The following is a 24,828-nucleotide window of genomic DNA, read 5'->3' as shown; positions in this document are numbered from 1 at the left end:
ATCCTAGGGAGAAAGCTCTAACTTACGAGCTTGTTTGGTTTTAAACGCAGTCGTCATAATGAGCACGCCTTTGATCGGAGGAGACACAATGAAACGAAAACTGGCCATTACGGGGGCCGCTGCGCTCGCATTCGCGGCCGCAGGCGGCACGGCACACGCACAATCCGCAGGTGATTTCTACGTCAGCACCGGCTGGTTCCACCTGTCACCGCAAGACAGCAGCGACCCGCTGTTCGTGTACGGCGTCGGCGGCACGCCCGTCAATCAATCCGTTCCCAACACCGGCGCCGGCATCAACGACGCCGATACGCTCGGCTTCGCATCCGGCTACTTCCTTACCGACCACATCTCCACCGAATTCGTTCTCGGCATACCGCCGAAGTTCGACATCACCGGCAAGGGTCAGTTCTCGCGCTTCGGCGTGCTCGGCCGGGCATACCAGTGGAGTCCGGCGGTGTTGCTGCGCTACCACTTCAACGACGCCAACGCGAAGTTCCGGCCGTACGTCGGCGTCGGCGCTACCTACGTCTGGTTCACCGGCGCGAAGATCACCAACAGCACCTTCGAGAACGGCGTGCTCGGCGGCCCGACCAGCGCCACCACGAGCAACCAGTGGGCGCCCGTGTTCAACGCCGGCTTCTCGTACAACTTCACGAAGCACTGGTTCGCCGGGCTGTCGATCTCGTACGTGCCGGTGAGCGTCACCGCCACCTTCACGACCGCCCGCCGCACCCAGGTCGGCACGCTGACCGAGACGTCGAAGGCTCGCATCGCGCTGAACCCGATCGTCACGTACGTGAACGTCGGCTACCGCTTCTAAGCGTAGTCGAATATTTGGGGAATGGTTAATCCTGCTGCAATTTGTAGCGGATTTTTCCGAGCGTAACGTCTCCACGATGCAAAACGCCCCGGCGGGAAACCGCCGGGGCGTCGTTTTTTCGCGTCAGGCACGCTGGCGAAACGCGAAACGAATTCGGCTCGCGCGGGCTTACACGATGTCGTCGAGCGCCGTCGGGCCGATCAGGTCGATGCGGTCGGTGCAGATCGCGTCGACGCCCCAGCGCACGAGCTCGCGCGCCCTGCCCAGGTCGTTCACCGTGTAAACCAGGATGCGCAGGCCGGCCGCCTTGATCGCCCGCACGAGCGGCTCATTCAATTGCGTGTGGTCCGCATGCAACGACGTGCAGTCGAGCGCGCCGACGGCCTGCGCGTGCCAGTCGTCGGGCACGCGCTCGTACAGCATGCCGCGCGGCAGCGCGGGCGCCGCGTCGCGCGCGTGCCGCAGTGCATCGAACGAGAACGACGACAGCAGCGGCGGCACGGCGGCGCCGTGCCAGTACGCCGCCGCATCGGCGGCCACTCGCCGCCCGGTGCCCGCTTCTCGGCCGGGGCACGGCTTGATCTCGACGTTCGCGGCCAGCCCGAGCGTCATGCAGCGCGCCGCCGCCGCCTCGAGCGTCGGCATCCGCTCGCCGGCAAAGCGCGCGTCGAACCACGCGCCGGCGTCGAGCGCGGCCAGCGCCGCATAGCGCATGCCCGCCGCCGGCCCGCTTCCGTCGGACGTGCGATCGACCGTGTCGTCGTGCAGCAGGAAGGTCACGTCGTCGCCGGACAGCTTCGCGTCGAATTCGACCATCCGGTGGCCGCGCCGCGCGCCCTCGTCGAGCGCGGCAAGCGTGTTCTCCGGCGCGAGCGTGCCGCCGCCGCGATGGGCGACGACGCGCGGATAGGGCCAGTCGGGTCGGGAAGTCATCGTCAGCCTCGTCGCTCGTTCGGAGGTTCGTCGGGTCAGCCGGCGCGCCGGCCGGTTTCGGGATCAAAGAAGTGCAGCCGATGCGCGGGCAGCGACGCAGCCAGCGCGGTGCCGCGCGCCGGACGGTCCGCGTGCGGCAGCCGCACCGCGACGTCGTGGTTGCCCCAGCGGCCGTGCGCGAGGTTGTCCGCGCCGAGCAGCTCGCACGAATCGACCGGCAACGTCGCCTGGGCGACGCCCGGCTGCGGCGTCATATGCTCCGGCCGCACGCCGAGCACCCAGTCGCGACCGGTGGCGATCGTCGTGCCGACGCCCGGTGCGCCGGCCACCGGCAGCGCCGGGCCGCCGCCCGCGACCGTGAACGTCGCGCCGTCCGCCGACAGCGCGCCGTGCATCAGATTCATCGCCGGCGAGCCGATGAAGCCGGCGACGAACACCGTCGCCGGCTTCTCGTACACGTCGACCGGCGCGCCGATCTGCTCCGCGTAGCCGCGGTTCATCACGATCACGCGCTGCGCCAGCGTCATCGCCTCGATCTGGTCGTGCGTCACGTACACGCTCGTGGTCGCGAGCCGCGCATGCAGCCGCTGGATCTCCAGGCGCATCTGCACGCGCAGCTTCGCGTCGAGGTTCGACAGCGGCTCGTCGAACAGGAACACCGACGGCTCGCGCACGATCGCACGCCCCATCGCGACGCGCTGGCGCTGGCCGCCCGACAGCTCGCGCGGCCGCCGCGCGAGCAGCGGCTCGAGCTCGAGGATCTTCGCCGCCGCGGCCACCCGCTCGTCGATCGTCGCGCGCTCGACGCCGCGAATCTTCAGCCCGTAGCCCATGTTCTGCGCGACCGTCATGTGCGGATACAGCGCGTAGTTCTGGAACACCATCGCGATGTCGCGATCCTTCGGCTCCAGCGCGTTGACCACGCGATCGCCGATCGCGATTTCGCCGTCCGTCACCGTCTCGAGCCCCGCGATCATCCGCAGCAGCGTCGACTTGCCGCAGCCCGACGGGCCGACCAGCACGATGAATTCGCCGTCGGCGATCTCCACGTCGATGCCGTGCAGCACGTGCTGCTTGCCGTCGTAGGATTTCCTGACGCCCTTCAAGCTCAGCGCAGCCATACCTGGTCCTTCTCCCGGTTACCGGAGGTTGATCATTTTTCGGAATCGACGAGGCCGCGCACGAACCAGCGCTGCATCGCCAGCACGACGACGAGCGGCGGAATCATCGCCAGCAGCGTCGCCGCCATCACGTATTGCCATTCGGTTGCGGCGTCGCCGCTCGCGATCATCGTCTTGATGCCGACCACCGCCGTCGACAGCGACGCCTCCGTCGTGATCAGGATCGGCCACAGATACTGGTTCCAGCCGTAGATGAACGTGATCACGAACAGCGCGGCGATGCTCGTCTTCGACAGCGGCAGCACGACGTCCCAGAAAAACCGCAGCGGCCCCGCGCCGTCGATGCGCGCGGCGTCCATCAGCTCGTCGGGCAGCGTCATGAAGAACTGGCGGAACAGGAACGTCGCGGTCGCCGACGCGATCAGCGGCAGCGACAGCCCCGCGTAGGTGTTGGTCAGGTGCAGCGTCGACACGACCTGCACGGTCGGGAAGATCCGCACCTCGACCGGCAGCATCAGCGTGACGAAGATCAGCCAGAACGCGGTGTTGCGCAGCGGAAAGCGGAAATAGACGATGGCGTACGCGGACAGGATCGACACCGCGATCTTGCCGACCGCGATCCCGAGCGCCATCACGAAGCTGTTCACCAGCAGCCGGCCGAACGGCGCGGTCGTGCCGCCGCTGCCGTGGCTCCAGATGTACGCGACGTTCTCCAGCAGATGCGTGCTCGGCACCAGCGACAGCGGGATCGTGAACACTTCCTGCGCATTCATCGTCGCCGCGCAGAACGCGACGTACACCGGGAACACGATCACGACGACGCCCGCGAGCAGCACCGCGTGGCAGAACAGGTCGAAGCCCTTGCGATTTTCGATCATGCGTATTGCACCCTGCGTTCGACGAAGCGGAACTGGATCACCGTCAGGCCGACGACGATGATCATCAGCACGACCGACTGCGCGCCCGAGCTGCCGATGTCGAGGCCCTGGAAGCCTTCCGTGAAGATCTTGTAGATCAGTGTCTTCGTGCTTTGCGCGGGGCCGCCGCCGGTGGCCGCGTCGATCACCGGGAACGTGTCGAAGAACGCGTACACGAGATTGACGACCAGCAGGAAGAAGCTGGTCGGCGACAGCAGCGGCAGCACGATGTTGAAGAAGCGCCGCACCGGCCCGGCGCCGTCGATCGCGGCCGCCTCGATCAGCGAGCGCGGAATCGCCTGCAGGCCCGCGTAGAAGAACAGGAAGTTGTAGCTGACCTGCTTCCACACCGATGCGAGCACGACCAGGAACATCGCCTGGCCGCCGTTCAGCGCGTGGTTCCAGACGATGCCGCCCTTGGCGAGCGCATAGGTGACGAGGCCGATGCTCGGATTGAACAGGAACGCCCACAGCACGGCCGCGATCGTCGGCGCGACGGCGTACGGCCAGATCAGCAGCGTCCGGTACACGCGCGCGCCGCGGATCACGCGGTCGGCGCACGCGGCGAGCAGCAGCGACACGACGAGCCCGCTCACCGTGACGAGCGTGCTGAACACCAGCGTCGTGCGGAACGAGTCGACGTAGAGCGGATCGGCGAACAGACGCGTGAAATTCGCGAAGCCGACGAATTCGCTCGACGTGCCGAAGGCGTCCTGCATCTGCGTCGACTGCCACAGCGCGACGCCTGCCGGCCACAGGAAGAATACGGCGGTGATCGCGAGCTGCGGCGCGATCAGCAGGTACGGCAGCAGGCTCGCGCCGAAACTGGAACGGGATTGCATCGCGGAGATCCGGTCAGGCAAAGCGGAAAGGAGGCCGTGCCGCCGCCCGCGCGCGCCACTGCGACGCGCCGGCCGGCGACACGAACGCGACGCGGGCTCAGCCGCCCGACTTCTCGAAGCGGCGCAGCAGCTCGTCGCCGCGCGATGCGGCCGAGTCGAGCGCGTCCTTCGGCGACTTCTTCTGCGCCCAGACCTGCTCGAGCTCCTCGTCGACGACGGTGCGGATCTGCGGCATGTTGCCGAGCCGCAGCCCCTTCGTGTAAGGCAGCGGCGGCTTGTTCATCATCTGCTTGATCGCCGTTTCCGCGCTCGGGTTCTTCGCATAGAAGCCCTGCTGGCGCGTGAGCTCGTACGCGGCGGTCGTCACCGGCAGATAGCCGGTTTCCTGATGCCACTTCGCGGCGATCGGCGGCGACGCGAGGAACGCGAGAAATTTCGCGACGCCCTTGTAGGTGGCCGCGTCCTTGCCGCCCAGCACCCACAGGCTCGCGCCGCCGATGATCGCGTTCTGCGGCGCGCCCTTCACGTTCGCGTCGTACGGCATCATGCCGGTGCCGTAGTTGAACTTGGCGAACTTCTGCACGTTGGCGAGCGCGCCCGACGACGTCGTCAGGATCCCGCAGTCGCCGCTGTAGAACTTCGCGGACGCTTCGTCCTTGCGGCCCGCATACGTGAACGTGCCGTCCTTCACCATCTGCTGCAGGAACGCGATGTGAGCGATCTGCTGCGGCTTGTTGAATTCGAGCACCGCGTCGGCGCCGTCGAAGCCGTTGTTGCGGCTCGCGTACGGCAGCGCATGCCACGCGCTGTAGTTCTCGAGCTGGATCCAGCCCTGCCAGCCGGTCGTGAAGCCGCAGGACATCCCGGACTTGCGCAGCTTCTCCGCGTCGGCCTGCACGTCGGCCCAGGTCTTCGGCGGCTGGTTCGGATCGAGCCCGGCCTTCTTGAACGCGTCCTTGTTGTAGTACAGCACCGGCGTCGAGCTGTTGAACGGCATCGACACCAGATGGCCCGTCTTCGCGTCGCTGTAGTAGCTGGCGATGGTCGGCACGAACGCCTTTTCGTCGAGCGGCACGCCGGCCTGCTTGAACACGTCGTAGACGGGCACGACGGCCTTCTTCGCCTGCATCATCGTCGCGGTACCGACTTCATAGACCTGGAGGATCGCCGGCGCGTTGCCGCTGCGATACGCGGCGATGCCGGCCGCGAGCGCCTGGTCGTAGGTGCCCTTGAAGACCGGCACGATCTTGTAGTCGCTCTGCGATGCGTTGAACTGCGCGGCGAGCTCGTTCACGCGCTCGCCGAGCGCCGACTCCATCGCATGCCAGAACTGGATTTCCGTCGCGGCCCATGCCGCGTGCTGCATCCCGAACATCAACGCGCCGCCGAGCGCGATCGAGCGAACCAGGGTCCCCGCAGGCTTCTTATTCATCGACCTCTCTCCTATGAAAACGTTACCAACAGCGTGTGCAACATTCCCATCGCCATTGAACCGGCGAAGTCTAGTGATCGTTTGTGACAGTCAGTTGTCGTTGACGACGAACAGGCGCTGATATTCCTTCAGCGCGAAGCGGTCGGTCATGCCGGCGATGTAGTGTGCGACGAGCCGCGGCTGCTGCGCGGGATCGTCCGACTGGTACGGCGGCGGCAGCAGGCGCGGATCGTCGATGAACGCGTCGAACAGCCCGGTGACGACGCGCTGCGCCTTGTTGGCCATGCGCATCACCTTGTAGTGGCGGTACAGGTTCTTGAACAGGAAGCGCTTGAGCGCGGCGGCCTGCGCGGCGACGGGCTCGCTGTGCGCGACGAGCTGCGGCGCCGCGCGCACGTCGTCGAGCGAGGCCGGTGCGACGCGGGCGAGATTGCGCGTGGTCTCGTCGATCAGGTCGACGATCAGCGTGTTGATGATGCGGCGCACCGTCTCGTGCACGAGGCGGCGGCCTTCGAGATGCGGGAACTCGGCGAGCGCGGCGTCGTAGTGGCGCTGCCACAGCTCGACTTCGGCGAGCTGCTCGATCGTGATCAGCCCGGAGCGCAGGCCGTCGTCGACGTCGTGATTGTTGTACGCGATTTCGTCGGCGATGTTCGCGAGCTGCGCTTCGAGCGACGGCTGGCGGCCTTGCAGGAAGCGCTCGCCAAGCGCGCCGAGTTTGCGCGCGTTCTCGCGCGAGCAGTGCTTGAGGATGCCTTCGCGCGTCTCGAAGCACAGGTTCAGGCCGTTGAACGCGCCATAGTGTTCCTCGAGCTCGTCGACGACGGCCAGGCTCTGCAGATTGTGCTCGAAGCCGCCGTGCTCGCGCATGCACGCGTTCAATGCGTCCTGCCCGGCATGGCCGAACGGCGTATGGCCGAGATCGTGCGCGAGCGAAATCGCTTCGACGAGATCCTCGTTCAGGCGCAGGTTGCGCGCCACCGAACGCGCGATCTGCGCGACTTCCAGGCTGTGCGTGAGACGGGTGCGGAACAGGTCGCCTTCGTGATTGACGAACACCTGGGTCTTGTATTCGAGCCGGCGGAACGCGGTCGAGTGAACGATGCGGTCGCGGTCGCGCTGGAACTCGGTGCGGGCCGCCGGCGGCTGTTCGGCATGACGGCGCCCACGCGACTGCGACGCATGAGCGGCATACGGAGCGAGATGGGCTTCCAGCGCCGCCAGCGTCGGCGGCTCGGCCGGCGCCGCGACGGATGCGCGGCCGGCTTCGATCGGTTTGCTGCTGGATGTCTCGCTCACGTGTGCTCCATGTCAGGGGCGCCGGGCCATCCGGAGCGCCGTTACCGGGTGGTCTTCGCCAGCGTGGCGAACACGGCTTCGTCGGGTGCCGGCGCGATCAGCGTATCGCCGAATCGCTTCAGCAGGATGAACTTGATCGCGCCGGCCTCGGCCTTCTTGTCGACGCGCATCAGGTCCATATAGCGCGCCTCGCCGAGCGCCGGCCCGCTCACCGGCAGACGGGCCGCGGCGATCACCGCATCGAGCCGCTGCCGCGATGCTTCGTCGAGCAGGCCGAGCCGCACGGACAGATCGCCCGCCATCACCATCCCGCAGCCGACCGCCTCGCCGTGCAGCCATTCGCCGTAGCCGAGCCCGGCCTCGATCGCATGACCGAACGTATGGCCGAAGTTCAGGATCGCGCGCAGGCCGCCTTCGCGCTCGTCGGCGGCGACCACGCTCGCCTTGATCTCGCACGAGCGCTTCACCGCATGCACGAGCGCGGCCGGCTCGCGGCGGTTCAGCGCGTCGACGTTGGCCTCGATCCAGTCGAAGAATTCGGCATCGGCGATCGCGCCGGTCTTGATGACCTCGGCGACGCCGGCCGCCAGCTCGCGATCGGGCAGCGTCGCCAGCGCGCCGATATCGGCGACGACCGCCTGCGGCTGGTAGAACGCGCCGATCATGTTCTTGCCGAGCGGATGATTGATGCCCGTCTTGCCGCCGACCGACGAATCGACCTGCGACAGCAGCGTCGTGGGCACCTGGATGAACGGCACGCCGCGCATGTAGCAGGCAGCCGCGAAACCGGTCATGTCACCGATCACGCCGCCGCCGAGTGCGATCAGCGTCGTCTTGCGATCGGCACGCTCGGTGAGCAGCCCGTCGAAGATCAGGTTGAGCGTTTCCCAGTTCTTGTAGGCCTCGCCGTCCGGCAGGACGACGGTGGACACGCGCTTGCCGAGCGGCGCGAGCGCGGCGCGCAGCGCATCGCCGTACAGCGGATCGACGGTCGTGTTCGTGACGATCGTCACCGACGAACCGTTGATGTGAGGAGCGAACAGCTCGGTGCGGCCAATCAGGCCGGCACCAATGTGAATCGGGTAGGCGCGGTCGCCCAGATCGACGTTGACGGTAATCATGCTTGTAGCGGCTTGGCGATGACGCCTGCGAGTTCGAGTTGCATCAGCACCATGTTGACGAGGCCGTTGACCGACGGGCGGCCCGTCTCGATGATGAAATCCGCGCATTCGCGGTACAGCGGGTCGCGCGCTTCGTACAGCGCTTCGAGGCGGGCTTTCGGATCGTCGGTCTGCAACAGCGGGCGGTTCTTGTCCTTGCGCGTGCGCAGCCACAGATCGTGCGGATTGGCGCGCAGATAGATGACGATGCCGTGGTTTTTGAGGCATTCGCGATTTTCGGCGCGCAGCACCGCGCCGCCGCCGGTCGCCAGCACGATGTTCTCGCGCTGCGTCAGCTCGGCGATCACCTGCGATTCGCGGTCGCGAAAGCCGGCCTCGCCCTCCATCTCGAAGATCACCGGGATGCGGGCGCCCGTGCGGGCCTCGATTTCGTGGTCGGAGTCGAAGAACGTCCTGTCGAGCCGGCGCGCGACCGCACGGCCCACGGTGGTCTTACCCGCTCCCATAAGGCCGACGAAAAATACGTTTGCGTGTGGGTCCCGCGCTTGCAACGGCTTCCTCTGCTTGAATCTTGCTGGTGTGTGGCGCAGCTTACTGGCAAAGCGGCCGCCTTGTCGAGCCTGCGCCGTCGGCTTCCGGCCCCGTTTGTGCCGGATCGGCGTCGCTCGTCACGGCGGGGTCGCAACGTGCGCCGACGACCGTCGGCGTGATGAAGACGACCAGTTCGCTGCGCTGGTCGCTGCGCGCGCGGTGCCGGAACAGCGCGCCCAGAACCGGTATTCTGCCCAACAGCGGCACGCGCGTCACATCGTCCCGCCTCAGTTGCTCGTAGATCCCGCCGATCGCGACCGTACCGCCGTCCTCCACCTCCACGCGCGTCTGAACGTGCTTCGTATGAATCGCCGGACCGGCCGCGGTCGGCTCGCCGATGCTGTCCTTCGTCACGTCGAGGTCGAGCACGACGCGCCCGTCGGGCGTGATCTGCGGCTCGACCTCGAGCTTCAGCGTCGCGCGGCGGAACTGCACGCCGCTCACGCCGTTGCCGACCTTTGCCTGGTACGGCACCTCGGAACCCTGTTCGACGATCGCCTTCACGCGATCGGCCGTCACCACGCGCGGCCTGGAAACGATCTGGCCGCGCCCTTGCGCCTCCAGCGCGCTCAGCTCGATGTCGAGCACGCGACTGAGCGGCGCGGCGAACAGCGTGAAGCCGGCCGTGGCCGCGTCGAGGCCGCCGATGGCGCGGGCCGTCAGATCGAGCGCATTGCGCGTGTCGGTTGCGGCCGTCGCGCCGTCGGCCGCCGGGGCGCGCCCGTGGGCGCGCAGCGCGACGCGCGCACCGAGGTTGCGCGAAAAGCCCTGTTCGCCTTCGACGATCCGCGCCTCGATCCGGACCTGTCGCGAAGCTCGGTCGATCGCGTCGATCAGCTCCGCAATCTGGGCGATGCGCGGCGCAAGATCGGTGACGAACAGCAGGTTCATCCGCGGATCGGCGGCCGCGGCGCCGCGTCTGGACAGCAGGCGCTGGCCGGTCGCGCCGGACAGCAGCCGCTGCACGTCCGCCGCACGCGGGTAACGCAGCGCGAAGGTGCGGCTCGCGAGCGGCTCCAGCTCGGCCGCGCGCGCATGGGTTTCGAAGCGCTCGCGCTCCCGTGCGGCCAGTTCAGCCGCCGGCGTGACCCAGATCACGTTGCCGCGCCGGGACATCGCGAGCCCGTGCGTGTCGAGCAGCGTATCGAACGCATCGCGCCAACGGACATTGTTCAGACGCAACGTGACGGTGCCGCGCACCTGCTCGCCGACGATGATGTTCAGGCCGGTGAAGCGCGCGAGCGCGTCGAACGCAGCGGCCAGCGCGGCGCCTTGCAGATTCAGCGAGATTCGCCGTGCATCGTCCGCGTCGCCCGCATGCCGCGCCGCGGGGTCGTTCATCCGCGTGGGCGGCGGCAATGGAATCGGCGGACCTTCCAGCACCGGCTGCTGCTGCGGCAACGCCGACGACGCGCTCGCGCCTGCGTCGTGCACCGTGCGCGCCGCCGCGTTGAACGGCGCTGGCTCGGCCGACGCGCGGGCCGGCGCGTCGGCGGCAACGGTCGGGCCGTCGGGCGCGCCTTGCGGCAACGGCACGTCGGCGCCGTGCAGCGATATCGACGCGATCGGCCATCCTGACGGCGGCAAAGGCGGCAGCGTCGCCTGTGCCGCCGACGCGCCCAGCCCGGCGCCGAGTACGATCGCCCACCATGCATGCCGGCTCATGGGTTGCCTCCGTCGTCCACGACGAACCGGCGTGCGCCGTCGGCCGTCGCGAGCGTTACCGCGCCAGCCTCGACACGCGTCACGCGCGCCGCGCCGAGAGCGTCGCCGGGCGCGACCGTCGAGAACTTGCCGTTGCCGGATTCGAACAATGCGAGCGCCGCACGAGCGTCGCGAATCGTGCCGGCGAGGCGCGGTGCGGAATCGTCGGACATCGGCTCGCCCGTGCCGCCGAACGGATCGCCGGCCGCCGTTACGGCAGGCGGCGCAGCGGCATCGCCGGGCATCGAAGCGGGCCGCAACCCCGGGAACACGTCGAGCGTCACGTCCATCCGGGCGGCGGACGCCTTCCGCTCGATCTGCAGGCGCGTCGGCACCACCAGCGCTTGGAAGCGCGCCACGCCGTCCGTCAGCCGCAGCAGCGCCGCGAAACCGCCTTCCGCGACCATTCGAACGGTTCGCCGGCCTTCCGGCGCCGTCTGGTCGGTGCTGCCCGGCTCGATCGACACGATCCGCAAGCCGCTCGCGCCGGCCAGGTCCGCCAGTTCCAGCAGCAGCGCGGGCCACGCCGGTGTGGCTGGCGCGTCGGTGTCGCGCTGCGCGGCGGTGCCGCGGTCGCGCTGCTGGGCGGCTGCCGTCGGAAGCATCCGCCGGGCAGCCGCGACGCGCGCGTGCGCGGTCGCCAGCAGTGCGCGGCTGCGATGGAGCCCGCTCGCGTCGGCCGCGTCCATCAGATATATGACGCCGCACGCGACGGCGGCGAATGCCAGCACGCAGCCTATCGCGTGGGCGGCGGCCGGCGACATCCGCGTCACGCGGCCGAGGCGCTGCGCCGCGCCGGGCATGGAGCGATGCGCGAGCGCCGTCATGCGCCGCCTCCCTTCACGTTCGGCCGCGACGACGCATCGTGCCAGCGCACCTGCACGGAGAACCGGAACGGCGCGGCGGCGCCCGCGTCCGGCGCACGCGAAGCGGGCGTCAGCGCGCCGAGGTCGAATTGCCAGCCGGGCTCCCCGCCCGCGATCCGGGCAAGCCACCGTGCGGCCGCAGCGTAGGTCGGCGCGCGCGCGTCGAGCACGGCGCCGGACGAAGTCGTCCGCAGCGCGTCGAGTCGCACCGAGTCGTCGGACGCATGCGCCAGTATCGCGAGCAACGCGACGACGCGCCGGGACGGTGCAGCCAGCTCGGCGGCCCGCGCGTCGCGTTGCGCGGCATCCGCGGCCACGCCGGCGGCACGCCGGGCGACATCCAGCTGCGGCTGCCACTGGCGCAACTGCGCGTCCAGCCGCGCGCGCTCGGCGTCGAGGTTCCATCGCCACACGGTCGCGGCTCCCGTCCAAAGACCGGCCGCGAGCACGCCGAGCACGATGGCCGCGCCCAGATGCGTCGCGCGCCGACGGCGCAACACCTGGGCGACGCGCTCTCGGTACGGCAGCAGATTGAAGCCGCCGAGCGCGGCTCGGCTCGCGATAGCCGGCCCGGCTCCCATGCCGGCCATCATTCCCACACCCCGCGCAACGCCAGCCCGATCGCGAGCGCAAATGCCGGCTCGCCCGCGCAGCCTACGGGCCCGCTGGGCAGCCCGTCCCATCCGGTGCAGTCGAACGGCACCGCCGCTACGCCGAGCGCATCGCCGATGTCGGCGACCGACGTGCCGCAGCGGGCCATGCAGCGCTCGTCGCCGGCCACCAGCGCGCAGCGCACGGGCTCGAGAGCGCAGCGCCGCAACGCGTCCGGCAACCCCGACCGCTCGTTGCCCGACATCGCGAGCACCGAGGCGGCGACCGGTCCGTCGACCCGCCAACCGTACACGCCCGAATCGCCGAACCAGAACGCTGCGTACGGCCCGTGCGCATCGGGTTCGAACTGCGCGGCATAGCGCAGCGCGCGCAGCGCGGCCGCCGACTCTGCGTCGACGGCCGTCAGGTCGATGCCGGCCTGCGCGGCGACGTCGATCCGCCGCTCGAGCAACGCCTGCGGCGCCACGGCGACCGCAATCTCGCCCACGCATGCGCCGTCGTCCTGCCGCCAGTCGTACGCGAGACTGTCGGGCGCCAGCCCCGAGATGCGTTCGGCGGCCTGACGGGCGGCGTCAGCGACGTCGGCGCGCCCGGCCAGATCGAGCGTCGCCGTGCGCATCTCGTCGTCGCGCAGCGCCATCACGCCGCGCGTGTCGCAGCGCACGCCTGCCGCGGACAGCCGCGCCACGGCCGCCGCCAGTGCGCGCGCGACCGCGGCCCAGCGCGCATCGTCGGGGCCGCCCGCGAGGCCCACCGACTCCCGTTCAAGGCCGTCGACACGCACCTCCGCGGCCCGGCCGCGCCGGCTCAGCACGGCCACTCTCACCTCGTCAGCCGCGACGTCGATCCCCGTCGAACGGTGCCTGCCCGGCGCGAAGCGCGCCGCCCATCGTCCAGCCATCCCAGCCTCCCGCGATCGTTGCGGCCCACGCCGCGTTTCCGAGCACTGATTCTGCTGAGCGGCGGGCGCGGCCGACAGTCGGCCGAATGGCCAGTTGTGGCGCGAGCCGAGCGCGTGGACACTGTGTCGGCGACACCGCGATTGGCCGCTTCGCCGCGGGCGCGCGCCGTGTCAGGACCGGTCGTACCGGGCAGCTATAATCGCGGGACTGTTTTCCGGTATGCCTATGCAATCCACGTCTCCTACGTCCCCGCCTCCCGCGCCCGAGCCGAAGAAGCGCCCCTGGTGGCTGAAGGCCCTGATCGGGCTCGCCGCGATGTGCGTGGCCATCGTCGTGGCCGGCGGCCTCGTGCTCGGCTATGCGCTCGTCGTCGCATGGCCGAACATGCCGTCGCTCGACGCGCTGACCGACTACCGCCCGAAGGTGCCGCTGCGCATCTACACGTCCGATCACGTGCTGATCGGCGAATTCGGCGAGGAACGGCGCGACATCGTCCATTTCAAGGACGTGCCGGATTCGCTGAAGAAGGCGATCCTCGCGATCGAGGACGCACGGTTCTACGATCATGGCGGCGTCGACCTCACCGGCATCGCCCGCGCGGGCTTCGTCGCGTTGACGAACGGCCATGCGTCGCAGGGCGCGAGCACGATCACGATGCAGGTCGCGCGCAACTTCTTCCTGTCGAGCGAAAAGACCTACACCCGCAAGATCTACGAGATGCTGCTCGCGTACCGGATCGAGCGCGCGCTGACGAAAGATCAGATTCTCGAGGTCTATATGAATCAGATCTACCTCGGCCAGCGTGCATACGGCTTCGCGAGCGCGGCGCGGGTCTACTTCGGCAAGGACCTGAAGGACATCACGCTCGCCGAGGCGGCGATGCTCGCGGGGTTGCCGAAGGCGCCGTCGGCGTATAACCCGGTCGTCAATCCGAAGCGCGCGAAGGTGCGTCAGGAGTACATCCTGCAGCGGATGCTCGAGCTGAACTTCATCACGCGCGAGCAGTACGACGAAGCCGTCGCGCAGCCGCTCGTCGTCAAGGGTGCGGGGCGCGAGTTCAGCGTGCACGCCGAGTACGTCGCGGAGATGGTCCGGCAGATGATGTACGCGCAGTACCGGGAAGAAACCTACACGCGCGGCTTCAACGTGGTCACGACGATCGACTCCGCCGATCAGCAGGTCGCGTACACCGCGCTGCGCAAGGGCATCATGGATTACGAGCGCCGTCACGGCTATCGTGGGCCGGAGGGCTTCATCGAGCTGCCGGCCGGCGCGGACGATCGCGAGCAGGCGATCGACGACGCGCTGCTCGAGCATCCCGACAACGGCGAGCTGATCGCGGCAGTCGTCACCGCGACGAGCCCGCGCCAGATCACCGTGGCGTTCATCGACGGCAGCAGCGCGACGATCGATGGCGACAATCTGCGCTTCGCGTCGAGCGCGCTGTCGGCCAACGCGCAGCCGAACCGCCGCATCCGGCCGGGCGCGATCGTGCGCGTCGTGAAGAACGACACCGGCAAATGGTCGATCACGCAGTTGCCGCAGGTCGAAGGCGCGTTCATCTCGATCGTCCCGCAGGATGGCGCGATCCGCTCGCTCGTCGGCGGCTTCGATTACAACAAGAACAAGTTCAATCACGTCACGCAGGCGTGGCGGCAGCCCGGCTCGTCGTTCAAGCCGTTCATCTATTCGGCGTCGCTCGACAAGGGGCTCGGGCCGGCCACCGTGATCAACGACGGCCCGCTGTATTTCAGCGCGGCCGAAACCGGCGGCCAGCCGTGGGAACCGAAAAACTACGGCGGCGGCTTCGAAGGCCCGATGTCGATGCGCACCGCGCTGCAGCGCTCGCGCAACCTCGTCTCGATCCGGATCCTGAACCACATCGGCACGAAGTACGCGCAGCAGTACATCACGCGCTTCGGCTTCGACGCCGAGCGCCATCCGGCCTACCTGCCGATGGCGCTGGGCGCGGGCCAGGTCACGCCGCTGCAGATGGCCGGCGCGTACTCGGTGTTCGCGAACGGCGGCTTCCGCGTGAATCCGTATCTGATCGCCGAAGTGACCGATCCGAGCGGCGCGATCGTCGCGCGCGCGCAGCCGCTCATCGCCGAGCAGAACGCGCCGCGCGCGATCGACGCGCGCAACGCATACGTGATGAACAGCCTGCTGCAGAGCGTCGCGCAGCGCGGCACCGGCGCGCGCACCAACGTGCTCAAGCGCACCGACCTCGCCGGCAAGACGGGCACGACGAACGATTCGCACGACGCGTGGTTCGCCGGCTATCAGCACACGCTCGCGGCGATCGCGTGGATCGGCTACGACAACCCGCGCAGCCTCGGCGATCGCGAAACGGGCGGCGGGCTGTCGCTGCCGGTCTGGATCGACTACATGGGTGCGGCGCTGAAGGACGTGCCCGAGTTCAAGCCGACCATGCCCGACGACGTCCAGTCGCTCGGCGGCGAGCTGTACTTCACCGAGTTCACGCCGGGTCACGGCTTCGTGTCGACGGTCGGCGTACCGCAGGCGGCGACTCCGCAGAACGTCGACGAAGAAGCGCCGCATGTCGACGAGCAGGAAAAGCAGGACATCATGAACCTGTTCCGCGGCCACTGACGCTCCGGCGGCCCGGAAATGAAAAAAGCGCCCGCGGGCGCTTTTTTTCATGCTGCTGCGCCGAGCGCCGGCGTCACGCGCGGAACGTGATCGGCAGGCCGGCCTGTTGCGTCGCGTAGTCGGTCAGTGCGGAGAAGAACTCGGTGCCGGTGCGCGTATCGCGCCATTCGCCGTCCACGAACCGGTAGTGGAATCCACCGGCCTTCGCGGCGATCCACAGCTCCTTCATCGGCGGCTGCAGATTGACGATGATCTTCGAGCCGTTCTCGAACGTCAGCGTCAGCACGCTGCCGTTGCGCTCCAGATCGATGTCGTGATCGCCGTCGTTCGCGGCGTCGACGGTACGTTCCACGGCCGCCAGCACGGCCTCTGCGCGAGCCAGGTATTCAGTATCGGACATGCTAAACTCTATCGGTTAAATTGTTCAGGGACGATCATGCGAGTCGTTTTCCGGATGAGCGCGATTGTAGCGGCTTTGGCGATTCTTGCCGGCTGCGGTCAACGCGGTCCGCTCTATCTGCCCACCGTGCCCCCGTTGCCAGCCAAGCCCATTCAGCAGCAGGACACGCCGCCGTCGGACGTCACGCCGACCGATGAAAACGCGTCGTACGACAGCATCCCCGACTCTTCCGGCACGCCGCTGACACTGTCGCCGGAGCTCTCGAGCAGCACGTCGAAGGCGGCAACGGCAGCATCGAGCCCGGCGGCCGCGAAGTAATCGAGCGCTGCGCCGCTCGCGGTTCACCTGTCGACACGACAAAAGGCGATGACTCCCCGTCATCGCCTTTTGTTTTTCTGCGCGTGCGTCGTTCATCGTCACGCGCGAATGCGGCGCCGGCTCCATTCGAACAGCCGCCAGCCGAGCAGCACTGCGACGATCGCCGCGTACAGCTTCGGCTGCGAGAGATCGTGCTTGCCGGCCCGCATCCACCAGAAATGCAGCACGCCGAACAGCGCGATCGCATAGATCGCCCGGTGCAACGTCGCCCAATGACGGCCGAGCCGACGCGCCATCGCACGCGGCGACGTCGCGGCCAGCGGAATCAACAGCACGAACGCGGCGAAACCGACGGTGATAAACGGACGCTTGCCGACGTCCTTCAGGATCGCCAGCACGTCGAACCACTTGTCGAACCACACGTACGTTGCGAAGTGCAGCGTCGCGTAAAAGAACGCGAACAACCCGATCATCCGGCGAAAGCGCAGCAACGCGGCCACGCCCGTCATGCGCCGCAGCGGCGTGACAGCGAGCGTGGCGCAGAGGATCACGAGCGTCCACCGGCCGGTGGAGCGCGTGATGAATTCGATCGGGTTCGCGCCGAGCCGGTCGGTCAGCCCGAACAGCACCAGACGCGCGAGCGGATAAAGGCCGGCCGCGAACACCAGCAGCTTGGCCGGCGCAAGCCAGCGCTGCGGCGCAGCCCGCGCCGCAGTGCCCGCCCGCGCAACACCGGCGGCCGCCGCACGCGGGCTGGACGCCCGCCGCGGCTCCAGCGTCGACGGATGCATGTCGTTTCTCACGGTCGTCGCACTCAGAAGTTCTTCTTCAGGTCCATGCCCTGATACATCGATGCGACCAGATCGCCGTAGCCGTTGAACATCAGCGTCTTGCGCTTCGGCGTGAAGAACCCGTCGTCGCCGATCCGCCGCTCTGTCGCCTGGCTCCAGCGCGGGTGGTCGACATTCGGATTCACGTTCGAATAAAAGCCGTATTCGTTCGATGCGTAGGTGTTCCAGCTCGTCTTCGGCTGCTTGTCGACGAAGCGGATCTTCACCAGCGACTTCGCGCTCTTGAAGCCGTACTTCCACGGCACGACGATACGCACCGGCGCGCCGTTCTGATTCGGCAGCACCTGGCCGTAAACGCCCATCGTCAGCAGCGTGAGCGGGTTCATCGCCTCGTCCATGCGCAGCCCTTCGGAGTAAGGCCAGTCGAGTACCGGCGTCGACAGCCCCGGCATCTGCGACGGATCGGCCAGCGTGATGAACTGCACATATTTCGCGTTGCCGGTCGGCTGCACGCGCTTGACCAGTTCGGAGAACGGCACGCCGATCCACGGAATCACCATCGACCAGCCCTCGACGCAGCGCAGCCGGTACACGCGCTCCTCGAGCGGCGCCAGCTTCAGCAGTTCGTCGAGATCGAACACCTTCGGATGCAGCACCTCGCCTTCGACGCTCACCCGCCACGGGCGCGGCCGCAGCGTGCCGGCGTTCTGCGCCGGGTCGCCCTTGTCGGTGCCGAATTCGTAGAAGTTGTTGTAGGACGTGATGTCCTTGAACGGCGTGACCTTGTCGGCCGCGATGAATTTCGGATTGGTCTTCGCCGCGAGCTTCGCGGCCCGCGCGTCGGGCGACGCATACGCGCCGAATGCCGCGCCGCTGCCGCCGAGCAATCCGCCCGCCGCCGCAAGGCCAGCCGCCTGCAATACGCGCCGCCGGTTCTCGAACACCGCGCGCGCGGTGATCTCGCTCGGCGCAATGTCGGCGCCGGTCAACAGGTTGCGCAGGGAATCCCTGATCCACATGGTGCTGCTCCTCATGCATGCGCGGCGCGCACGCTTCATCTGCGTTCGACCCGGCCCGTCATGCGCCGTTCGACACGCGGCGCGCCCGTCGGTAACAAAAGAAAACCGCCGGGGCACACAGTGCGCCGGCGGTCTTTTGTCGGACCCGCATCGGAAATCTTACAGCTTGCCGTAGCTGTGCAGCCCGGACAGGAACATGTTGACGCCGAGGAACGCGAATGTCGTCACGAGCAGGCCCGTGAGCGCCCACCATGCGGCGACCGTGCCGCGCAGCCCCTTCATCAGGCGCATGTGCAGCCACGCCGCGTAATTGAGCCACACGATCAGCGCCCAGGTTTCCTTCGGGTCCCAGCTCCAGTAGCCGCCCCACGCTTCCGCCGCCCACAGCGCGCCGAGAATCGTCGCGATCGTGAAGAACGCGAAGCCGACGGCGATCGACTTGTACATCACGTCGTCGAGCACGTCGAGCGTCGGCAGCCGATCGGCCAGCATGCCGCGTTCCTTCATCAGATACGCGACCGCCACCATCGCCGACAGCGCGAAGCTGCCGTAGCCGATGAAGTTCGCCGGCACGTGGATCTTCATCCACCAGCTCTGCAGCGCCGGCACGAGCGGCTGGATCTGCTGCGCGTCGCGCGCGACCGAGTACCACATCAGGAAGCCGACGGCCGCGCTGATCACGAGCAGCACGAACGCACCGAGCGCACGCGTGCCGTAATGGCCTTCGTAATACAGGTAGAGCAGCGCGGTGATCAGGCTGAACAGCACGAACACTTCATACAGGTTCGACACGGGGATATGCCCGACGTCGGCACCGATCAGATAGGACTCGTACCAACGTACCATCAGGCCGACGAAGCCCATCAGCACGGCGGCCCACGTGAGCTTCTGGCCGATCGCGGAGCCCGTCGCGGCGCGCGCGAGCAGGCCGATCCAGTAGAAGATCGTCGCGAGCACGAACAAGGCGCTCATCCAGAGGATCGCCGACTGGCTCGACAGGAAGTACTTCAGGAAGAACGCCGAATCGGCGCGCGCGAGGTCGCCCTGGTAGATCTGGATCGACAGCAAGGACAGCACGGCGATCGCCGCCATCAGCAGCCGCGCGGGTTTCCAGCGCCAGCCGAGCACGACGAGCGCCGGCACCGTGCCGATCATCACTGCCTTGTCGTAGTAATTCATGTGCTCGTTGTAGTGCACGAACGCATAGCCCGCGCCGACCACGAGCGCCAGCGCGAACAGCCAGTCGAGCACGGACAGGCGCGAGAGGAACGGACGGCCGTCGAACAACGGCGCCGGATTCGGGGCCTTGACGGTCCCCGGACGGGAAGAGGAGGCTTGAGTGAGATCCATGATGTTACCGGGTGGAATTCTCGGAATCGGAATCGCCGCCGACGGGCGGGCGGGCAGTTGCAGCCGCGCCGGCGGGCGCGGCGTCGCGGGGTGCGGCGCCCAGGGCGGCGCCGGCCGCATCGCGCGTCTGCACGAATTCTTTCTCGAAATCGAACGTCTTGCGCGCCGTGGACATCGCCATCACCACTTCGACGCCCGCACCGGCATCCTTGAGCCAGAACCACAGGCGCCGCTCACGCACGTAGAACATCGAGAAGATGCCGGCGACCAACAGCAGGCTGCCAAGATACACCAGATTCTTGCCGGGCGCGCGCGTCAGCTGAAATACCGAGGCTTGCACCTGCTTGAAGGAATCGAGCTGCAAATAGACCGGCGATCCGTACAGGAAGCTGTCGGATAGCGCATTGATCGCGTTCTGCACGAAGCGGACCGTGTCGGCGCCCTGCTGGACGGCCGGCTCGCCGGCCCGCTCGCGCGCGATCTGCCAGACCTCCCACATCGAGCCCTCGAGCATGCGCAGCAGCAGGCTCGCCGCCTTTTCCTGCTCGGCCTTCGGCACCGACCGGTCGATGAAGGTGGCCACCGCCTGGAAGCCGCCGACCGGCTGCCCGTCCGCACCGCGACCGACGCTGTCGTCACTCGCCGCAAAGAGGGTCAACACCTTGAACGCGCTGTCCTGCAGCCGGCCGCGCAGCGACGCGTCGGTGGTCGGCAGCGAACGCTGGGCGAAACGGGCGGCGGCGTCCGCGCGCACCGCCGGATCCTCGAGCGCGGCGCGCAGGCGCATCCATTCGCCGATCGAATCCTCGCTGTCGGCCGGAATCCGCATGTAGCGGAACGCGTCGTTCGGGCTCGCGCGCACGCCCGCGAGGAACACGCGCGCGCCGCCCATGTCGACCGGCAGCATGTAGTTGTTGAACTCGCGCGCCTGGCCGTCCTTGCCGCGGATCTTGTACTGCACGGACGGCCCGATGTTATGAAGCTGCATCGGCTTCGACGTCTTCGCGCCCGAGCCGAGCCGTTCGTCGAACGCCTGCTTCAGCGACTCCGTCTTCGCCACGCCGCGCACGTCCGGCTTGCCGTTCGCGTCGGCCATGTTCTCGACGTTGATCGCGCGGAAGTCCGAGAACTCGATCGTGTCGCCGTCGCTGCCCGGCATCTGCAGCGGCGCCGTGCTGCCGATCGTGCCCTTCACGGCGAACGTCTTCGCGGTGTCGCCCGTCATCGGATAGGCCGTCATCTGCATCTGCGAGCCGCCGTCCTGGAAGCTCGACTGATAGATCGACACGCCCTTGTAGGTGAACGGCTTGTTCACTTCGACGCGCGCCGGGATCTTGCGGCCCGTCTCGCGATCGATCACGACGATGTCGCTCGCAAACAGCTTCGGCATCCCGGTCGTGTAGTAATCGACGATGAACTTGTTCAGCTGGATCGAGAACGGCAGGTCCTGGATCAACGAGCCGTTCGGCTGGTTGAGGATCGCGGTGGACACGAACTGGCCTTCGGGCACCCACGCGTAGCCGCGGAACGTCGGGTTCGACGCGGACAGCCGGTGATCGGGCGAGATCTCGCTGATCGTCGCGCTCGTGTTGACCGGGCTCTTGCCGAACATCCACATCTGGAATTTGATCGGCAGGTTGCTGTCGAGCAGGCCGCCGATACAGATCACGACGATCGCCAGGTGCGCGGAAATGTAGCCCCACTTCGTCAGCGCGCCGCGTTTCGCAGAGATCAGCGTCGCGCCGTCGGTTTCGCGCACGACGTGCTTGTAGCCGCCCTTCGCGACGAATGCGGCGAGCGTCGCCGCGACGCTCGCGCGCGTGCCGGCAACGGTGTATTCGGCCTTGTGATGGAACGCGCGCAGGCTGCCTTCGCGGACCTTGTCCTTCCAGCTCTTCGCGTCGGCGAGCATCTTCGGCGCGTTGCGGATCACGCACAGCGAGATCGACGCGACCAGGAAGATCAGGATCAGCATGAACCACCACGCGCTGTACACGTTGTACAGGCCGAGCGAGCGGAAGATGTCCGCCCAGAACGGCCCGAACTGGTTCACGTAGTTCGGATAGGGGTCGTCCTGGGTCAGCACCGTGCCGATGATGCTCGCGATCGACAGCACCACCAGCAGTGCGATCGCGAAGCGCATCGAGCTGATCAGCTCGATCGCGCGCCTGGACGCACTTTGACCCGACTTCGACTGCAACCCCGACGTGGTAACGCTCATTCAAACTCCGACTGACAACAAAAAAGGGCAAGGCGGCCGCAAGCATGCGGCGCCCCACCCTTTTCTTGTTCTGACTCCGGCCGCCGTTCCGGCGACCGGTCATTCCATTCGCGACGGACCGCTCAACGCAGGCCCGCGATGTAATCCGCCACGGCCTTGATCTCGGTGTCCGACAGACGCGAGGCGATCTGATGCATCGCCTCGTTGTTGTTGCGCGCGCCGGCACCTTGCTGGAACGCGGTCAACTGGGCCACCGTGTAATCGGCCCACTGCCCCGACAGACGCGGGTACTGGACCGGTATCCCTTGCCCCGTCGGCCCGTGGCAGCTCGCGCAGGCCGGTACGCCCTTTTCCGCGATGCCGCCGCGATAGATCTTCTGACCGATCGGCACGGTCGCCGCATCGCGTGCGGTGCCGAGCTTGGTCGTTTGCGAGCCGTAATACGCGGCGACGTTGCGCATGTCGTCCGCGCTCAATGCGCTCGCAAATCCGACCATCACCGAATTGTTCCGCGCCGGCCCCTTCGCGCCCGGCTGCGTCTTGAAGTCGTTCAACTGCTTGACCAAATATTCGGGATGCTGACCGGCGAGCTTCGGGAAACTGCCCGACGCACTGTTGCCGTCGGCGCCGTGACACGACGCGCACACCTGCCCGGCAATCGCCTTGCCGCGGTCCAGATCCGGCTTTGCCGCACCTGCCGCATTTACCTCCGCCACGAAACCTACGAATCCTGCTGCAACCTGAAGCACCATCAGAGACTTGCACAGTCGATTCATTCGCACACCCTGTTTCGTCTTGTGGGAATTTGAGGTTCTGCAAAAAACGACGTCGACCAGTCTACCGCAGAAGCTGCATAAAAGCGCGAGGCGGGCGCCCGCAACCCTTCGGCAAAACCGCCGTATTGTACAATATCGCGTTGAAAGCTCCCGCGCCTATCGGGGCTACCCCGCCTCCACCAAGCGGCTCGCGCCGCCCGTCCCACCGGTTTCCCCCCATGGCCTTTTTGCTCCATCAAGCTCGCTTCTACACGACCGTCAACCATCTGCGCGACCTGCCGCCGACGGTGCAGCCGGAAATCGCATTCGCGGGCCGTTCGAATGCCGGCAAATCGACGGCGATCAACGTGCTGTGCAATCAGAAGCGGCTCGCGTTCGCGTCGAAGACGCCCGGCCGCACGCAGCACATCAACTACTTCTCGGTCGGCCCCGCCGCGGAGCCCGTCGCGAACCTCGTCGACCTGCCCGGCTACGGCTATGCGGAAGTGCCCGGGGCCGCGAAGGCCCACTGGGAAATGCTGCTGTCGTCCTATCTCGCGACGCGCTCGCAGCTCTGCGGCCTGATCCTGATGATGGATTCGCGCCGCCCGCTGACCGACCTCGATCGCCGGATGATCGAGTGGTTCGCCCCGACCGGCAAGCCGATCCACACGCTGCTGACGAAGTGCGACAAATTGACGCGACAAGAGAGCATCAACGCGCTGCGCAACACGCAGAAAGGGCTCGACGCGTACCGCGACCAGGGCGTGAAGGGCAAGCTGACCGTCCAGCTGTTCTCGGCGCTGAAGCGCACGGGGCTCGACGAGGCGCACGAATTGATCGAGAGCTGGCTGCGGCCGTCCGTCGCCGACGCAGAAGGCGCACCTGTAGCACAATGAACGGGCAGCGCTCGGCCGGCAGCGGCCGGGCGCACCTGACGGTGTCTGCGGATTCGGCCGGCTCATAAAAAAACCCGCCGTCGAACGGCGGGTCAAACAGCCTAATCGAAAAACGACAGGCACCCGCTCAGGGAGGAGAAGCGGGGAGCAGCACGCAACGCGCGCCGCTCGATCGCTATCATATACCAATGATCTCGAAAATGACCTAAGGGATCCGTAAGGTCCTTCTTGCCCCGATTTCATTCACATCGCACATGAGCTTCCATCCTCTTCATCGTCCGCGCCGCATGCGCCGCGACGACTTCTCCCGGCGCCTGATGCGCGAAAACCGCCTGACCACCGACGACCTGATCTATCCGGTGTTCGTCGTCGACGGCACCAACCAACGCCAGCCGGTGCCGTCGATGCCGGGCGTCGAGCGCGTATCGGTCGACCTGCTGATGCACGTCGCCGAACAGTGCGTCGAACTCGGCGTGCCCGTGCTGTCGCTGTTTCCGGCCATCGAAACGTCGCTGAAAACGCCTGACGGCCGCGAGGCGGCCAACCCGGAAGGGCTGATTCCGCGCGCGGTGCGCGAGCTGAAGAAGCGCTTCCCCGAACTCGGCGTGCTGACCGACGTCGCGCTCGATCCGTACACGAGCCACGGCCAGGACGGCGTGCTCGACGAGAACGGCTACGTGATCAACGACGACACGATCGAAATCCTGATCGAACAGGCGCGCGCGCAGGCGGAAGCCGGCGTCGACATCGTCGCGCCGTCCGACATGATGGATGGCCGCATCGGCGCGGTGCGTGAAATGCTCGAAAGCGACGGGCATATCCATACGCGCATCATGGCCTATTCGGCCAAGTTCGCGTCCGCGTTCTACGGTCCGTTCCGCGACGCGGTCGGCTCGGCGTCGAATCTGGGCAAGGGCAACAAGATGACCTACCAGATGGACCCGGCGAACAGCGACGAAGCGCTGCGCGAGGTGCGCCTCGACATCGACGAAGGCGCCGACATGGTGATGGTCAAACCGGGCATGCCGTATCTCGACATCGTGCGCCGCGTGAAGGACGAGTTCCGCTTCCCGACGTACGTGTACCAGGTGAGCGGCGAATACGCGATGCTGAAGGCGGCCGCGATGAACGGCTGGCTCGACCACGACAAGGTCGTGCTCGAATCGCTGCTCGCATTCAAGCGTGCGGGCGCCGACGGCGTGCTCACGTACTTCGCGCTCGATGCGGCGCGGCTGCTGAAGGCGCAGCGCTGAGCCGCGCTGCCGATCGGCACGCAGGATGAAAAAACGGCGGGACACCGAA

Annotated in this window: 23 protein-coding genes; 5 read left to right on the top strand and 18 right to left on the bottom strand. The window is 67.3% G+C overall.

The window, feature by feature from the left end:
* Nucleotides 1-88 precede the first annotated feature (88 nt).
* Nucleotides 89-820: an OmpW family outer membrane protein gene (locus C3Y15_RS06440; protein ID WP_011883033.1), complete on the top strand. Its 732-nt coding sequence runs from the start codon at nucleotides 89-91 to the stop codon at nucleotides 818-820.
* 168 nt (nucleotides 821-988) lie between these two features.
* Here C3Y15_RS06440 and ugpQ read toward each other — a convergent pair whose 3' ends face one another.
* The 12 genes from ugpQ to C3Y15_RS06380 all read right to left on the bottom strand — a co-directional run bounded on the left by ugpQ (nucleotide 989) and on the right by C3Y15_RS06380 (nucleotide 13,159).
* Entirely contained in the window at nucleotides 989-1,753 is a 765-nt protein-coding gene (gene ugpQ / locus C3Y15_RS06435) for a glycerophosphodiester phosphodiesterase (RefSeq protein WP_059696173.1), read from the bottom strand.
* Nucleotides 1,754-1,788: 35 nt separating this feature from the next.
* Entirely contained in the window at nucleotides 1,789-2,874 is a 1,086-nt protein-coding gene (locus C3Y15_RS06430) for a sn-glycerol-3-phosphate import ATP-binding protein UgpC (protein WP_011883031.1), read from the bottom strand.
* A gap of 32 nt (nucleotides 2,875-2,906) precedes the next feature.
* Nucleotides 2,907-3,752: a sn-glycerol-3-phosphate ABC transporter permease UgpE gene (gene ugpE, locus C3Y15_RS06425; protein ID WP_011883030.1), complete on the bottom strand. Its 846-nt coding sequence runs from the start codon at nucleotides 3,750-3,752 to the stop codon at nucleotides 2,907-2,909.
* Nucleotides 3,749-4,633 carry a sn-glycerol-3-phosphate ABC transporter permease UgpA gene (gene ugpA, locus C3Y15_RS06420; RefSeq protein ID WP_011883029.1) on the bottom strand — a complete coding sequence of 295 codons (885 nt, stop codon included), beginning with the start codon at nucleotides 4,631-4,633 and terminating at the stop codon, nucleotides 3,749-3,751. Before ugpA ends, ugpE begins: the two co-directional genes overlap by 4 nt.
* Nucleotides 4,634-4,730: 97 nt before the next feature.
* Nucleotides 4,731-6,065, bottom strand: a complete 1,335-nt coding sequence (gene ugpB / locus C3Y15_RS06415; RefSeq protein ID WP_011883028.1) for a sn-glycerol-3-phosphate ABC transporter substrate-binding protein UgpB — start codon at nucleotides 6,063-6,065, stop codon at nucleotides 4,731-4,733.
* Nucleotides 6,066-6,155: 90 nt separating this feature from the next.
* Complete coding sequence (locus tag C3Y15_RS06410) at nucleotides 6,156-7,364, bottom strand: deoxyguanosinetriphosphate triphosphohydrolase (RefSeq protein ID WP_011883027.1); 1,209 nt, start codon at nucleotides 7,362-7,364, stop codon at nucleotides 6,156-6,158.
* Between the two features lie 41 nt (nucleotides 7,365-7,405).
* The gene (aroB, locus tag C3Y15_RS06405) at nucleotides 7,406-8,485 is read right to left on the bottom strand and encodes a 3-dehydroquinate synthase (protein WP_034194005.1); all 1,080 of its coding nucleotides are present in this window, start codon (nucleotides 8,483-8,485) and stop codon (nucleotides 7,406-7,408) included.
* Nucleotides 8,482-9,036 (bottom strand): shikimate kinase, encoded by a 555-nt coding sequence (locus tag C3Y15_RS06400; protein WP_011883025.1) that lies wholly within the window; start codon nucleotides 9,034-9,036, stop codon nucleotides 8,482-8,484. Before C3Y15_RS06400 ends, aroB begins: the two co-directional genes overlap by 4 nt.
* A 40-nt stretch (nucleotides 9,037-9,076) precedes the next feature.
* Nucleotides 9,077-10,741 carry a type IV pilus secretin PilQ gene (pilQ, locus tag C3Y15_RS06395; protein ID WP_060091958.1) on the bottom strand — a complete coding sequence of 555 codons (1,665 nt, stop codon included), beginning with the start codon at nucleotides 10,739-10,741 and terminating at the stop codon, nucleotides 9,077-9,079.
* Entirely contained in the window at nucleotides 10,738-11,607 is an 870-nt protein-coding gene (locus C3Y15_RS06390) for a hypothetical protein (RefSeq protein ID WP_060091956.1), read from the bottom strand. The genes pilQ and C3Y15_RS06390 overlap by 4 nt, the downstream gene beginning before the upstream one ends.
* Nucleotides 11,604-12,227 (bottom strand): hypothetical protein, encoded by a 624-nt coding sequence (locus C3Y15_RS06385; RefSeq protein WP_060091975.1) that lies wholly within the window; start codon nucleotides 12,225-12,227, stop codon nucleotides 11,604-11,606. Before C3Y15_RS06385 ends, C3Y15_RS06390 begins: the two co-directional genes overlap by 4 nt.
* Before the next feature lie 8 nt (nucleotides 12,228-12,235).
* The gene (locus C3Y15_RS06380) at nucleotides 12,236-13,159 is read right to left on the bottom strand and encodes a hypothetical protein (RefSeq protein WP_060091953.1); all 924 of its coding nucleotides are present in this window, start codon (nucleotides 13,157-13,159) and stop codon (nucleotides 12,236-12,238) included.
* A 220-nt stretch (nucleotides 13,160-13,379) separates the two neighbouring features.
* On the opposite strand from C3Y15_RS06380, the gene C3Y15_RS06375 reads away from it, so the two are divergent.
* Nucleotides 13,380-15,773 (top strand): penicillin-binding protein 1A, encoded by a 2,394-nt coding sequence (locus tag C3Y15_RS06375; protein ID WP_059719430.1) that lies wholly within the window; start codon nucleotides 13,380-13,382, stop codon nucleotides 15,771-15,773.
* Nucleotides 15,774-15,846: 73 nt separating this feature from the next.
* Here the strand turns inward: C3Y15_RS06375 and cyaY are convergent, their stop codons facing one another.
* Nucleotides 15,847-16,173, bottom strand: coding sequence for an iron donor protein CyaY (gene cyaY / locus C3Y15_RS06370; protein ID WP_011883019.1), 327 nt, complete (start codon nucleotides 16,171-16,173; stop codon nucleotides 15,847-15,849).
* A 36-nt stretch (nucleotides 16,174-16,209) separates the two neighbouring features.
* On the opposite strand from cyaY, the gene C3Y15_RS06365 reads away from it, so the two are divergent.
* The gene (locus tag C3Y15_RS06365) at nucleotides 16,210-16,491 is read left to right on the top strand and encodes a lipoprotein (protein WP_034194009.1); all 282 of its coding nucleotides are present in this window, start codon (nucleotides 16,210-16,212) and stop codon (nucleotides 16,489-16,491) included.
* Between the two features lie 98 nt (nucleotides 16,492-16,589).
* Here C3Y15_RS06365 and msrQ read toward each other — a convergent pair whose 3' ends face one another.
* The 5 genes from msrQ to C3Y15_RS06340 all read right to left on the bottom strand — a co-directional run bounded on the left by msrQ (nucleotide 16,590) and on the right by C3Y15_RS06340 (nucleotide 22,648).
* A complete protein-coding gene (msrQ, locus tag C3Y15_RS06360; RefSeq protein ID WP_059739506.1) occupies nucleotides 16,590-17,282 on the bottom strand; it encodes a protein-methionine-sulfoxide reductase heme-binding subunit MsrQ in 693 nt (230 codons plus the stop codon).
* 23 nt (nucleotides 17,283-17,305) lie between these two features.
* Complete coding sequence (gene msrP / locus C3Y15_RS06355) at nucleotides 17,306-18,301, bottom strand: protein-methionine-sulfoxide reductase catalytic subunit MsrP (protein WP_034194016.1); 996 nt, start codon at nucleotides 18,299-18,301, stop codon at nucleotides 17,306-17,308.
* Nucleotides 18,302-18,460: 159 nt separating this feature from the next.
* A complete protein-coding gene (ccsB, locus tag C3Y15_RS06350) occupies nucleotides 18,461-19,651 on the bottom strand; it encodes a c-type cytochrome biogenesis protein CcsB (protein ID WP_011883015.1) in 1,191 nt (396 codons plus the stop codon).
* A 4-nt stretch (nucleotides 19,652-19,655) separates the two neighbouring features.
* On the bottom strand, nucleotides 19,656-21,872 hold the full coding sequence (locus C3Y15_RS06345) for a cytochrome c biogenesis protein ResB (protein WP_014722288.1): 2,217 nt from the start codon (nucleotides 21,870-21,872) through the stop codon (nucleotides 19,656-19,658).
* 122 nt (nucleotides 21,873-21,994) lie between these two features.
* On the bottom strand, nucleotides 21,995-22,648 hold the full coding sequence (locus tag C3Y15_RS06340; RefSeq protein WP_011883013.1) for a c-type cytochrome: 654 nt from the start codon (nucleotides 22,646-22,648) through the stop codon (nucleotides 21,995-21,997).
* A 218-nt stretch (nucleotides 22,649-22,866) separates the two neighbouring features.
* On the opposite strand from C3Y15_RS06340, the gene yihA reads away from it, so the two are divergent.
* On the top strand, nucleotides 22,867-23,526 hold the full coding sequence (gene yihA / locus C3Y15_RS06335; RefSeq protein ID WP_011883012.1) for a ribosome biogenesis GTP-binding protein YihA/YsxC: 660 nt from the start codon (nucleotides 22,867-22,869) through the stop codon (nucleotides 23,524-23,526).
* Nucleotides 23,527-23,780: 254 nt separating this feature from the next.
* Nucleotides 23,781-24,779 carry a porphobilinogen synthase gene (gene hemB, locus C3Y15_RS06330; RefSeq protein WP_011883011.1) on the top strand — a complete coding sequence of 333 codons (999 nt, stop codon included), beginning with the start codon at nucleotides 23,781-23,783 and terminating at the stop codon, nucleotides 24,777-24,779.
* Nucleotides 24,780-24,828 lie beyond the last annotated feature (49 nt).

Source organism: Burkholderia sp. B10 (genome assembly GCF_004368385.1).
In the GTDB taxonomy this organism is placed as follows: Bacteria; Pseudomonadota; Gammaproteobacteria; order Burkholderiales; family Burkholderiaceae; genus Burkholderia; species Burkholderia vietnamiensis.
Note: the sequence above shows the minus strand (reverse complement) of the source record. Positions and strands in the feature narration are given on the sequence as shown.